This is a genomic window from Micromonospora hortensis (assembly GCF_022230935.1).
Lineage (GTDB): Bacteria > Actinomycetota > Actinomycetes > Mycobacteriales > Micromonosporaceae > Micromonospora > Micromonospora hortensis.
Genome location: NZ_JAKKFE010000037.1, coordinates 44,814 through 57,248, shown reverse-complemented (window position 1 = coordinate 57,248; position 12,435 = coordinate 44,814). Strand labels below are relative to the sequence as shown.

The 12,435-nt window shown below is 72.5% G+C and carries 9 protein-coding genes; 5 read left to right on the top strand and 4 right to left on the bottom strand.

Annotated elements, in window-relative coordinates:
• Nucleotides 1–326 precede the first annotated feature (326 nt).
• On the top strand, nt 327–1,130 hold the full coding sequence (locus NIE111_RS24620) for a class I SAM-dependent methyltransferase (RefSeq protein WP_238686711.1): 804 nt from the start codon (nt 327–329) through the stop codon (nt 1,128–1,130).
• Nucleotides 1,131–1,134: 4 nt separating this feature from the next.
• Here NIE111_RS24620 and NIE111_RS24615 read toward each other — a convergent pair whose 3' ends face one another.
• Nucleotides 1,135–1,926 (bottom strand): SDR family oxidoreductase, encoded by a 792-nt coding sequence (locus NIE111_RS24615; RefSeq protein WP_238686710.1) that lies wholly within the window; start codon nt 1,924–1,926, stop codon nt 1,135–1,137.
• Nucleotides 1,923–2,906 (bottom strand): LLM class F420-dependent oxidoreductase, encoded by a 984-nt coding sequence (locus tag NIE111_RS24610; RefSeq protein WP_238686716.1) that lies wholly within the window; start codon nt 2,904–2,906, stop codon nt 1,923–1,925. Before NIE111_RS24610 ends, NIE111_RS24615 begins: the two co-directional genes overlap by 4 nt.
• A gap of 154 nt (nt 2,907–3,060) precedes the next feature.
• Here NIE111_RS24610 and NIE111_RS24605 point away from each other — a divergent pair, with 154 nt between their 5' ends.
• Nucleotides 3,061–4,281, top strand: coding sequence for a low temperature requirement protein A (locus NIE111_RS24605; RefSeq protein ID WP_238686709.1), 1,221 nt, complete (start codon nt 3,061–3,063; stop codon nt 4,279–4,281).
• 47 nt (nt 4,282–4,328) lie between these two features.
• The gene (locus NIE111_RS24600; protein WP_238686708.1) at nt 4,329–5,192 is read left to right on the top strand and encodes a DUF1028 domain-containing protein; all 864 of its coding nucleotides are present in this window, start codon (nt 4,329–4,331) and stop codon (nt 5,190–5,192) included.
• Between the two features lie 43 nt (nt 5,193–5,235).
• Here the strand turns inward: NIE111_RS24600 and NIE111_RS24595 are convergent, their stop codons facing one another.
• Nucleotides 5,236–6,123: a phosphatase PAP2 family protein gene (locus NIE111_RS24595; protein WP_238686707.1), complete on the bottom strand. Its 888-nt coding sequence runs from the start codon at nt 6,121–6,123 to the stop codon at nt 5,236–5,238.
• 170 nt (nt 6,124–6,293) lie between these two features.
• On the opposite strand from NIE111_RS24595, the gene NIE111_RS24590 reads away from it, so the two are divergent.
• Nucleotides 6,294–6,962: a DUF3159 domain-containing protein gene (locus tag NIE111_RS24590; RefSeq protein ID WP_238686715.1), complete on the top strand. Its 669-nt coding sequence runs from the start codon at nt 6,294–6,296 to the stop codon at nt 6,960–6,962.
• 339 nt (nt 6,963–7,301) lie between these two features.
• On the opposite strand, the gene NIE111_RS24585 is transcribed toward NIE111_RS24590, so the two are convergent.
• Entirely contained in the window at nt 7,302–10,208 is a 2,907-nt protein-coding gene (locus NIE111_RS24585; protein ID WP_238686706.1) for a glycoside hydrolase family 48 protein, read from the bottom strand.
• Between the two features lie 845 nt (nt 10,209–11,053).
• Between NIE111_RS24585 and NIE111_RS24580 the strand changes: the two genes are divergently transcribed.
• Nucleotides 11,054–12,397 carry a GH1 family beta-glucosidase gene (locus tag NIE111_RS24580; RefSeq protein ID WP_238686705.1) on the top strand — a complete coding sequence of 448 codons (1,344 nt, stop codon included), beginning with the start codon at nt 11,054–11,056 and terminating at the stop codon, nt 12,395–12,397.
• Nucleotides 12,398–12,435 lie beyond the last annotated feature (38 nt).

Below are 12,435 nucleotides of genomic sequence, written 5' to 3'. Positions count from 1 at the left end.
CGCCTAGGCTGGCGCCCCCCCCAACCGCGCGGGACCCGCCCCCGCGGCCCCCCCCCCGCGGCCGGCGTCTCGCCCCGCCCAGGGCGCCCCCGCCCACGCGGCCCCCCCGGGCCCGCCCCCCCCCCGGGGGGCCCCCCTCGTCTGGTGGGGGCCCCCCCCCCCCCCGCGCCCCCCCCCCCCCCCCCCCCGCTGTACAAGAGCTTTTCGGCGACGCGGGGCCCCCTTCTGGCGCAAACCCCTTTAGCCCCCGCGGGGGGGGCCCCCCGGGGGGGGGGGGGGGGGGAAATCCGTTGGCCCACGCGCCGCACACCGGTGACCATCGGAGCGTGGATCAGCATTCGAGCGACATCGTCGACTACTACACGCAGCGCTATCGCGAGGACCAGCGGCTCAGCGCCCGCCCGCAGGCGCGACTGGAGTGGATCCGCACGACGCAGCTCCTGCGGGATCTCCTGCCCGGGCCGAGCGCCCGGGTGCTGGACATCGGTGGAGGCACCGGCGAGTACGCGCGGGCCCTCGCCGTCGCCGGCTACCACGTTCGCCTCGTCGACCTGGTGCCGAGCCACGTCGCGCAGGCCCGCGACGGGCACCCTCCGGTCGACGCGCAGGTGGGCGACGCGCGTGCGCTCCCCGACCCCGACGGTGAGTATGACGCCGCGCTGCTGCTGGGCCCGCTCTACCACCTGGTACGCCGCGCCGACCGGCTCCAGGCCCTCCGCGAGGCGGTCCGGGTCACCCGCCCCGGCGGTCTCGTCGTGGCCGCCGTCATCTCCCGCTTCGCCGGCCCGTTGGACTTCGCGGCCACCGGACGGCTCGACGAGAGGCTGCTCGACGAGGCCAGGGCGCTGCTGAGCGACGGCGTCAACGATGCGCGGATCGGGTTCACCCACGCCTACTTCCACCGAGTCGAGGAGATCACCGACGAGTGCGCGGCCGCGGGGCTGACCGATGTCGTCGTCCACGGGGTGGAGGGTCCGGCCTGGACGGCGGCGGAGGCGGCGGCGAACGGGCCCGCGCAGGACGCGGTCTTCGCCGCGGCGTTGGACCTCGCCCGGCTCTACAGCAGCGAGCCGGCGCTGATCAGTGCCAGCGCCCATCTCCTGGCCATCGGGCGCGTTCCGGTGCGGTAGCGGGTCAGGTGGTCAGCCGGCGGATGAGTTTGCGCATGCCGGCCTGCCAGCCGTCCGGGTCCTCGGCGCGGCGGCGCGCGTAGTCGGCGACCTCGGGGTGCGGCAGGATCAGGAAGCGTTCCTCGGCCAGCCCGGCGATGGCCGCGTCGGCGACCTGGTCCGGGGTGAGCACCGCACCGGACGCGGCGACCACCCGGGCGCCGAGGTGACCGTCGGCGAGCCCGTCGGCGAGCATCGGGGTGTCCACCCCCTGCGGGCAGAGCGCGCTGACCCGGATGCCCCGGTCCCGGTAGGTGATGGCCAACCACTCGGCGAACCCCACCGAGGCGTGCTTCGTGGCTGTGTACGCGGCGTCGCCCACAGCGGTCAGCACACCGGCCGCGGAGCAGGTGTGCAGCAGGTGCCCGCCGCCCCGGGCCAGCATTCCGGGCAGCACCGCGCGGGCCGAGTAGACGTGGGCCAGCACGTTGACCCGCCAGGAGCGGTCCCAGCCGGCGTCGTCGACCTCCACTCCCCCGCCGGTGGTCACCCCCGCGTTGGCGCAGAACAGGTCGATCCGGCCGTACCGCTGCTCGGTGTCGGCGACCAGCGCGCGGACCTGCTCCTCGTCGGTGACGTCGAGGGCGCGGGCGTGCGCGACCGGGCCGATGCTCTCGGCCACCGCGCGGGCCGCGTCGGCGTCCAGGTCGGCGACCACCACTGCGGCGGCTCCCTCGGCGGCGAACCGGCGCGACAGCGCCGCGCCGATGCCGCCGGCCCCGCCGGTGACCACCACGATCCGGTCGGTGAGGTTCACGCGGACGCTCCTAGGGAGTCGGCGCCCAACTGGGCGATGAGGCTGAGCCACGCGGCCGCGCCGCCGGCGGCGAGCTCCGGGGTGGGCAGCAGCGCCATGATCGGTACGTCGACACCGGCGTCGGCGTAGCGACGCACCTCGGCGCTGCACCGCTCCGGTGAGCCGTGCAGCACCAGCGCGTCGACCACCTCGTCGGGCACCGCCGCGCTGGCCCCACGCCGGTCACCGGCGGCCCAGGCCGCCCACATGGGCGCGAGCGTCTCGTCGCGGCCGAGCCAACGGTGGAACTCGGCGTACGCCGGGACGGTGAGGTAGCTGGTGATGAGCCGGCGGCCCAGCGCCCGGGCGTACGCGGCGTCCTCGGTGGGGCAGACGAAGATCCGCGCGGCGACCTCGAAGCCGGTGCGGCGCTCGCCCAGCTCGGCCAGGGCGCGCGGCACGTCGTCGGCGCTGAGCCAGTTGAGGATGACCCCGTCGGCTTCCGCGCCGGCCAGCCGGAGCATCCCGGGGCGCAGCGCGGCGAGCAGGATCGGTGGCGGCACCGCCGGCGGTTGTTCCAGCGTGAACCGGCGGATCGTAAACGTGTCGTAGGCCTCGTCGACGGTCTCGCCGGCCAGCGCGGCGCGCAGGAAGCGCAGCACGTCGCGGGTGCGGCGGAACGGCTCGTCGAACGGCACCGCGTTCCAGTCCCGGACCAGCACGGGGGAGGACGCGCCGATGCCGAGCGAGAACCGGCCCGGCGCGGCCTCGGCCAGCGCCGCCGCGCTCATCGCCAGCAACCCGGGGCCCCGGGTGAAGACCGGTGTGATCGCGGTACCGAGCCGCAGCCCCGGTTGCCAGGCAGCGGCGAGCGCCAGCGGGGTGAACGCGTCGGTTCCGGCGACCTCGGACGACCAGACGTCGGTGAACCCGGCCCGGTCGAGGGCCGCGTAGGCCGCGTCGTGCTGCGCCAGCGCGATTCCGCCCAGCGGCACCGTCATGCCCCATCGATTCGTCACCGGTCGATCGTGCCCGTTGACGCGGGCCCGAGCAAGATCCCCGGGTTGGGCAGAATCGCCGGTTTCCGGCCGTGCGCGCCGGTGGAAAGTGCTACCACTTCGAGGTGGACCGGACCGACGGCGCAGGCCGCTGACCATGGCTTCCAGGGCAGCGGGACACCTGGAGCCGGTCCCGGCGGCGGCCACGCCCGGTCGGGCGACGTTCTTGGAACTCTTCTTCGACCTGGTGTACGTCTTCGCGCTCACCCGGATCTCGGCGCGCGCGTTCGAGGATCTGACTCAGGTTCCGGGCCGGGAGCACGGTTGGGGGACGGTCACCGGCGGCGGCAAGACACTGCTGTTGCTGCTGGCGCTCTGGGCGGTCTGGCAGGGCACCGCGTGGACGACCAGCCGGTACGACCCGTACCGGGTGCCGTTGCAGACCGTGGTGATCACCGCGTTGGTGTGCAGCATGGTGATGGGGGTGGCGGTCCCCCGGGCGTTCAGCGAGACCGCGCTGATGTTCGCGGTGGCGTACGTCATCGCGCAAGTGACCCGGCCACTGATCCTGTCGCTCGCGCTCGGAGCGCACCCGTACCGCCGGTTGAAGGTGCGCATGGCGGTGATCTTCGCCGTCAGCGGGGTGCTCTGGATCAGCGGCGCGATGCTGAGCACCAACGCGCAGGTGCTGCTCTGGTCGGCGGCGCTGGCCTTCGAGTACCTGGCCGCCCGCTGTGGTTGGCCGGTGCCCGGCCTGGGCCGTTCGACGATCTCCAAGTGGGAGATCGCCGGGGAACACCTGGCCGAGCGGTACCAGCAGTTCTTCCTCGTCGCGCTGGGCGAGACGATCCTGGTGGCGGGTTTCGCGTACAGCGCAGGCCCGTTCGAGTCGGGGCACGTGTGGGCGTTCGGCCTGGCGCTGGCCACCTCGATCATGCTGTGGCGCATCTACGTGCAGCGGGCCGGGCGGATCCTGGGTGAGGCGGTGATGAAGGCCCGTCACCCCGCCACCATCGGCCGGTCGGCGGCCGACACCCACCTGCTGATGGTGATCGGTCTCGCCGCCACCGCGATCGGCTACGAGCTGATCATCAATCATCCGCTGGAGCGGATCCCGGGGGCGTGGCTGGCCATGGTGCTCGGCGGACCGGCCCTGTTCCTGGCCGGGCGGGCCCGCCTGGAGTACGAGGTGTTCGGGCGGGTCTCCCCGTCCCGGTGGATCGCCGTCACGGTGCTGGTGGCGTCGTCGGTGCCGTTGCTGTACCTGCCCGGTGTGATCGCGACCGCGGTCGGGGTGGTGGTGCTGGCCGCGGTCGCGGTTGCCGACGCCCGGCGGGCCCACGGCGCCCCACCGGAGGCCGCCGCCCCACCGTTCTGAGCCTCGCGCGTCGATGTCACGTCGGCGTGGACAGTTACCCTCGGCCGGTGACCTTCTCGCTCGTCGCCCGCTCCGCCGACGGCCGCCTGCACGGTGTGGCCGTCGCCAGCAAGTTCCTCGCCGCCGGGGCGTTGGTGCCGGCCGCCGCCGCCGAGGTGGGCGCGCTGGCCACCCAGGCGCACGTCAACCTCGCCTACCGCCCGCAGGGCCTCACCCTGCTGCGCACCGGGGTGGCCGCCGCCGACGTGGTGGCCGGGCTGATCGCCGCCGACCCCGAGCGGGAGCACCGCCAACTCGGCGTCGTGGGGGCCACCGGCGCGGGCGCCACCTGGACCGGGCCGGCCTGCCATCAGTGGGCCGGCGGGCGGAGCGGCGACGGCTGGGCCGCGCAGGGCAACGTGCTCACCGGCCCGGAGGTCGTCGACGCCCTCGGCGAGGCCTGGCTGGCGGGAGCGGCGCTGCCGTTCGCCGAGCGGCTGGTCGCCGCGCTGCGCGCCGGCGACGAGGCGGGCGGCGACCGGCGTGGCCGGCAGAGCGCCGGCCTGCTCGTGGTCGAGCGCGGCGGCGGGTACGGCGGCACCAGCGACGTGGTGGTGGACCTGCGCGTGGACGACCATCCGGACCCGGTCGCCGAGCTGGGTCGCCTGCTCACTGTGCACGCCATGCTGTTCGGCCGGCCCGACCCGGCCACATTGCTCGACCTGAGCGGCGCGGTCGCCGCCGAGGTGGCGGCGTTGCTCGGCGCGCTGGGCCATCCGGTGCACGAGGGCGGCACGGAAGCGGCGTTGATCTCCTGGGCCGGGTTGGAGAACCTTGAGGAGCGGCTGGTGCCGGGGCGGATCGACCCGGTGGTGCTGACGCACCTGCGGGGTGTCGCCCCGCACGTCCCCGCACCCCGCGCCGCGAGCTGACCCCGGCCGGCCGCCCCCGCGCGAGGCGGCCACGCCGGGCGGTTCAGCCCTTGACCCGGGGCACCAGCCGGTGCACGACGGTGAGCGCCAACGCCATCACCACCGCCATCGTGCCGGCGATCCCGGCGGCGCTGCCCGCGTAACCGACGAACAGGGGGCGGCGCGCCAACTCCTCCGGCCCGGTGTCGCGCAGGTCGAGCAACCAGGCCAGGGAGAGCCCACAGGCCACCAGGGCGAGCACACCGCCGAGGCCGAGCACCAGCGCCGCGACCCGGTGCGCGTCGCCGGGGGCGATCTCGGCCTGCTCCCGCTGGGTGACCAGCAGCAGCAACCCGGCCAACGCCGCCCACACACCCACCACCAGGTACGCGGCGACAGCGTCGCTGGGTCGGTGCCAACCGGCGGAGAGGGTGGCGACCCCGGCGACAGCGGCGTAGGCGGCACCGATGAAGGCGCCGACGGCCCGGACCTTGCGCGGCAGCACGAGCATCAGCGCGACGGCCACCGAGGCGGCCACCGTGGCGTGCCCGCTCGGGAGGCTGTTGCCCACCGCCGCGCGTTCCGGGTCGACACCGAAGTCGGGCCGGTTCAGCCCGTACTTGAGAAGCTGGGTCGTGACGTTCGCTCCGGCGATCAGCAGGGTCGCGGTGATCGCCAGGGCGATCCGCCCCCGGATCAGCGCGATGAACCCGATCGTCGCGGTGGCGGCCAGCAGGGAGACCACCGACATCGCGTTGAGGATCCGGTCGACCGGACCCTCGATGGTGTCCTGCCCGATCCGGTTGCCGGTGAGGGCGACCGTGTCCACCCACTGACCGATCTCGGAGTGCACGGCCACCCGCCACACGGCGAGGAAGGCGGCCGCCTGGACGAGGGCCAGTACGACCAACCAGACCGCGGTCCAACCCCGTGCCGTCGCGCGCATCCGCACACCGTAGCGGCAGGTGTCGGCGGTCCGACCGGTGGCCCGCCACCAATCGCCGGTTAGGTTGTGCCGGAGGCGAGGAGGCGGTGGTGAGCGGAACACCGGAGCGCGACAGCGGCCCGGCCGAACCCGGTCCGGAGCAGCGTGAAGGCGACGATCCGGCGTCGGAAGGGCCGGTGCGGGCCGGCGCCGACACCGGTCCGGACGGGCCAGCGCGGGCCGAGTCGCTGACGGATCTGCTGGGCGGACGACGCGGCGCCGTCGACGCCACCCTGCCGCCGCTGGCGTTCGCGGCGGGCTGGCTGCTGGGCGGCGAGTCGCTGTGGGGCGGGGTCGGCACGGCGCTGGCCGTGGGGGCGGTGGTGGCGGGCGTACGGCTACGTCGGGGTGACCGGCCGCGCTCCGTGCTGATCGGGCTGCTGGCCGTCTGCGTCGCGGCGTTGATCGCGGTGCGCACCGGCCGGGCCGAGAACTTCTTTCTGATCCAGGTGCTGTCCAACGCCGCGAGCGCTCTGGCGTGGACGGTCAGCATCGTGGTGCGGTGGCCACTGCTCGGTGTGCTGGTCGGCGCGGTGCTGGGCCAACGGGCCGGGTGGCGACGCGACCCGGCGCTGCTGCGCGGGTACGGCCGGGCCAGTTGGGTGTGGACGGCGACCTACCTGCTGCGGCTGGCCGTGTTCGTGCCGCTCTACCTCGGTGGGCAGGTGCTCGCGCTGGTGGTGGCCCGGGTGGCGCTGACCTGGCCGCTGGTCGCCGCGGCGCTGGCGCTGAGCTGGGTGGTGCTGCGACGCTCGCTGCCGGCCGGGCACCCGGGGCTGCGTCACCCGGTCGTGCCGCCTCGCTGAAACCCGCCCCGCGAGGCCGGACTCGGGCAGGGAAGCGGCCGGACTGGGGGCAAGAAAGTGGAGAGGCCGCCACGGGGGGAGCGGCCTCTCCGGTGACGTACGTTACTCCGTCACGGACCTCGGTGTGATCCCGCGAGGGCCCGAATTTCTGGGCTTTTTCGCGGCTGGCTCCAGTCCGGGCGGTGGGGTGGGCCAGCCGATCCGCTGCGTCGGCCAGATGGCCGGCCCACCCCGGCCTGACCGTGGGTGTCAGGCCGTCCCGCCAGCCCCGGTCCGTCGTTCCCCGGACCCGGGCCGGATCCCGGGGTGGGCGGTCCACGCCACCCACCCCGGGTCGTCTCAGCCGTTCGGGAACATGCTGCCGTAGTCGGCGTACGCCATCGCGACGTCAGCCTGCGCCCAGAACCGGTGGTAGTTGAAGCTCGGCTCCGGACCACCGTCCAGGTACGCCTGCACCTTGGGCCAGTCCGGGTCGTTCTTGTAGAAGGACCGGATGTCGAGGAAGCTCTTGCCGGCGGCGATGGCGTCGCCGTTCGGCATCGTCCCGGTCCAACCCGGCGGGACGTAGAGGCCCTGCCCGGTGGACGCGTTGTAGACGTCGTCGAAGCGCCGGTAGTCGCCACGCTTCTCGGTGGTGGAGACACCCTTGGCGTCGCTGGCGGCCGACAGCGCGTCGAGCAGTCCCTTGGCGGTGTCCTTGGCCGCCACGTTGCCGGACTTGGCCGCGTACGCGATCAGGATCCGGGCGTAGGCGGCGGTGACACCGACGTCCTGACCCTTACTGATGACCTCGACGTGCAGGCCGGTGTTGGGCTGCGGGTTGGACGGGTTCCAGGTGGTCGGCTGACCGGTCCACGCCATGTCCGACGGGATCGACCAGTTGGTGCCGAGAGTGGTGTTGGCGATCGCCCAGGGCACCCACTTGTCCAGCAGCGCCTTGGCCTTCGCGTTGCCGGTCTGCTGGTACAGCTCGGCGATGCGCTGCATCGACCAGGCCTGCATACCGAACCACTGGTTCGACGGCGGGTCGTTGTAGACCGGGTCGACGTCGTAGAACATGCCGTAGAAGGTGCTGGTGCCGGCCGGCGGCTGGGCGTAGCTACCGTCCCAGCTGTTGGTGGCGCCACCGGCGATGCCGCCCTCGGCGGACTGCAACCAGGTGTAGAACTCCAGCTGCCGCTCAAAGCTCTTGGTCCAGTCGGCGACAGCGGTCGACGACTGCGGCTTGAGCTCCGGGGTGTTGGTCAGCGCCCAGGCCGCGAACGGGTTCTGGTAGCCGAAGTGGTTGTGGCTGGAGCCGATCCGCCAGGACCAGTTCTGGCTGGCGTCGTACGCGCCACCCCAGGCGTAGTACCAGGACAGCAGGTAGTGCGCCGAGTCCTTGCCGCTGCCGGCGGGGCAGGTGCTGGCCCCGACGCAGTTGCCGATCTTCTTGAAGTACTTGTCGAACATCGCGTACCGCAGGTAGTCGCCCATCTTCGCGGCCTTGGCGATGGTGGCCGCGACGTCGGCCTGCTTGTTCTGCGCCTTGGACCAGGTCAGCGCCCAGTACGCGGCCTGCACGGCCCGGGCGTCGGCGTCCGGGGCGTTCGTGTACTTCCACTGCTTGGCGGGGGCGCCGGTGTCCTTGACGAACAGGTCGAGGTAGCCGTACTGACCGCCGTGCTCGAAGGTGTCGCAGGAGGGCTGCGGAACGGTTTCCCACACCGACTCCTGGGTGCCCCGCTGGAAGGTGTTGATGTAGGCCGGCTTGGTGGTGCCGTCACCGCAGCGGCCGAAGCCGTAGGTGTTGTCGACGTCCATCAGCCAGTGCATGCCGTAGATGTCGCCGGTGCCGTAGGTGGACTGCAGCTCCGAGCGGAGCGGGTCCTGGCCGACCGAGACGTTCGGGTTCAGCGCCGACGGGTACTGGCTGGGCAGGTTGTACTCCGCGGCGTACTGCGGGGTGCCCGCGGAGCCGGCGGTCGGCTGGTCGGCGTGCGTGGGGATGATGTACTTCTCCATCACCGTCCAGGCGTTGTTGAACGGCGCCCAGTTCTGGGTGACCTTGCCGTAGTAGGCCTCCAGCCAGAGCCAGAAGCTGAACGCCTCCGAGGTGGTCTCGTGGCCGTGGTCGGGCGCCTCGACGATCAGCGTCTCCACCGAGTGGTACGGCACGCCCTCGGGGCTGAAGTAGCCCGAGTTCTTGATCTTGCCGTACTGCTCGAGGAACTTCGCGGTGTAGGCGTTGTCGCCACCGGGGGTGTCGTTGTCGATCTCGGTGGCGCTGACCGCCAGCGAAGCGAGACCGGTGGCGGAGGCGGTGATGGTGGCGGCGCCGCCCGCGGTGTCGGTGTCCTCCGCCGCGGCGACGGTGACGGTGACCCCGGTGTTCCAGTTGCTCGGGGTCAGCGTGGCGGTGGCCGGCGAGACCGTGACGTCGGTGTCACCGGTGCGGGTGAGGGTGACCGGCACGTTGGCCGTCGGGGCGGCGCTGAGCTTCAGGTTGAAGGTGGCGCTGCCACCCTCGGTGACGCTCACCGCGGACGGGGTGGCGACCAGTGTCGGGCCGTTGGCGGCCCCGACGGTGAACGCCTTCTCGTCGACCCCGATGCCGTTGCCGTTGTCGTACGCCTTGGCCTGGACGGTGTAGCTGCCGGCCGGCAGGTCCTCCTGCGTGTACGCGTACGGGGCGGAGGTGTCGGTGTTGATCAGCAGGCCGTTGCGGTAGAACTCGACCTTGCTGATCGTCCCGTCCGGGTCGCTGGCGGTGGCCGTCAGCGGCACGTCGGCCGGCGCGGTGAACGGCCCGGTCGGCAGGCCGAGGGAGACCGTCGGCGGCTGGTTGGCCGGGGTGCCGTTGCAGGGGGTGCCGTTAAGAGTGAACGAGGTGGGCTTCGGGTTGCTGCCCGAGTGGGCGCCGTTGAAGCCGATGGTGGTGGAGGCCCCGGTGGCAAGGTTGCCGTTGTACGACTCGTTGGTCGCGGTGACCTCGCTGCCGGTCTGGCTGAATCTGGCCGACCAGCCCTGGGTGACCCGTTGACCGCTGGTCGGGAAGGTCCACTTGAGCGTCCAGTTGCTCACCGCGTCACCCAGGTTCTTGATGGTGACGTTCGCGGTGAAGCCGGTGTTCCAGTCGTTTGTCGCGTAGACCACGTCGCAGGCGGGTGCGGCCTGTGCGGCGCCGGCCGGCAGGGTCACCCCGCCGACGGCGAGCAGCGCGGCGGCGGCGAGCGCCACGCGCCGGCGTATTGCCAGTTGTCTCATGTGCGCGGTGTCTCCTCGGACCAGGCCGGGATGGTCCCCGGCGAGGCGCCTGCCCGCGAGGGTGGTGGTGGTCCGCGGGGATGTCGAGGCGCCGGGAAGGTGGTCTTCCCCGGGCCCGGCCGGGGTAGGGCGTGCGGCCCGCACGGGAGGGGGTCCCGTCGGCTGCGCTCGGGTGACCGTGCCGGAGCTGGTGCTGCCGGTTGCCCTCGGTGGACCCGCACTTCACGCGATGTGGCTCCTGTCGCGTCGAATCGACAGTGTGCCATGGAAGCGCTCCCACAACAAGCGCGCGGAGCGCCGGATCAGCTCCTTGTTTCGATCTCGTTTTGGGTCTTTCACAAAGGCGTGACGGGCGTTACAGTCGCAACATCGGTCGATGGGAGCGCTTCCATCGACAAGGTTCCAACAAGAAGATCGCTGGGGTCGTCCTGACGAGCCCAGGGAACCAGACCGAGGGCCGACGACGGGCCAGCCCGGACGCCGTCGTCAGCCATCGTCCCGCCACAGGGAGGGAGGTGGAACCAGAGCCACTCGCGTGGCCCGGCTCCCGCGCGACACGCACGGCAGGACCCAAATTCCGCCCGTGTGTGTGCAGTTACGGTGGGGACGGGGGTTGCCCTCCCCCGTCCCCACACTAAACCCCCGTACACGATAGGAAAAGAGGCCGACGGGACAGGCGCGCCGCGCCGCCCGGACGGCCTCGTTCGCTGCTCGGGGCCACACCCGTCTCCCACCCGCCAGCGCCGGCCGTTCTGACGGCCGGCTGACCGGCCGGCAGCGTCTGCCCTATCATGGGAGCGCTCCCGAATCTTTCGGCGGTGGCCCCGTATCCATGAGGAGAATCCATGTCGATACCTATTGGGCCCGCCGGCCCGCTGCGCTTCCCGGAAAACTTCGGCTGGGGCGCGGCCACCTCCGCGTACCAGATCGAGGGCGCCGCCAAGGAGGACGGGCGCGGCGAGTCGGTCTGGGACACCTTCAGCCGCGTCCCAGGTCGCACCCGTAACGGCGACACCGGCGACGTGGCCATCGACCACTACCACCGCTACGCCGAGGACCTCGACCTCATGCGCGACCTCGGGTTGCGCAGCTACCGCTTCTCCATCTCCTGGCCCCGGATCCAGCCCGACGGCACCGGCACGCCCAACCAACGCGGCCTCGACTTCTACCGCCGCCTCCTCGACGGCCTGCACGAGCGCGGAATCACCCCGATGGCCACCCTGTTCCACTGGGACCTCCCGCAGGCGCTCCAAGACGCCGGCGGCTGGGAGTCACGCGACACCGCCCACCGCTTCGCCGACTACGCCGACGTGGTCTTCCGCGCCCTCGGCGACCGGGTGCCGGCCTGGCTCACCATCAACGAACCCAAGACCGTGGTGCAGAACGGCTATCTGACCGGCCACCACGCCCCCGGGCGGCAGGACCCGGACGCCGCCTACCTGGTAGCCCACCACCTGCAACTCGCCCACGGGTACGCCGTCGCCGCGCTGCGGGCCACCGGCAGCGACAGCCGCATCGGCCCCGCGCTCAACCTGCACCCCTGCTACCCCGCCGACGACTCCCCGCAGGCTGCCGCGGCCGCTGACCTCTACGACGCCTACGAGAACCGCCTCTACCTCGACTCCCTGCTCAAGGGCAGCTACCCGGAGGACCTGCTGGCCGACCTGGGCCCGCAGAGCCGGATGGTCAAGGGCATCCGCGACGGCGACCTGAAGACCATCTCCGCGCCGATCGACCTGCTGGCCGTGCAGTACTACACCCCGATCTACGTCACCGGCGACGGCGGCACGGCGCACCGCTGGGCGACCTCCGAGGCCGAATGGCAGCAGATCTACCCCGAGGGGATGTACGACCTGCTGACCCGGATCACCCGCGAATACGGGCCGATCCCGCTCACCATCACCGAGAACGGGCTGCCCACACCGGACACCCTGGGCGCGGACGACACCGTCCAGGACTCCGGCCGGATCAGCTTCCTCCGCGACCACCTCACCGCCGCGCACCGGGCCATCGCCGACGGAGTGCCGCTGGAGAGCTTCCACGTCTGGTCACTGCTGGACAACTTCGAGTGGGACCAGGGCTACGACCAGCGCTGGGGCCTGGTCTACGTGGACTACGCCACCCAGCGTCGGGTGCTCAAGAACTCCGCCACCTGGTACCGCTCCGTCATCGCCGACGGCGGCTTCTGACCGCGCCGCCACCCGGATGGCCGGGCCCGGACGGCTCG

Coding starts and splice junctions, on each gene's coding strand:
- NIE111_RS24605 (WP_238686709.1), top strand. CDS start 3,061: ATGGCTTCCAGGGCAGCGGGACACCTGGAGCCGGTCCCGGCGGCGGCC.
- NIE111_RS24580 (WP_238686705.1), top strand. CDS start 11,054: ATGTCGATACCTATTGGGCCCGCCGGCCCGCTGCGCTTCCCGGAAAAC.
- NIE111_RS24610 (WP_238686716.1), bottom strand. CDS start 2,906: ATGACGGTGCCGCTGGGCGGAATCGCGCTGGCGCAGCACGACGCGGCC.
- NIE111_RS24585 (WP_238686706.1), bottom strand. CDS start 10,208: ATGAGACAACTGGCAATACGCCGGCGCGTGGCGCTCGCCGCCGCCGCG.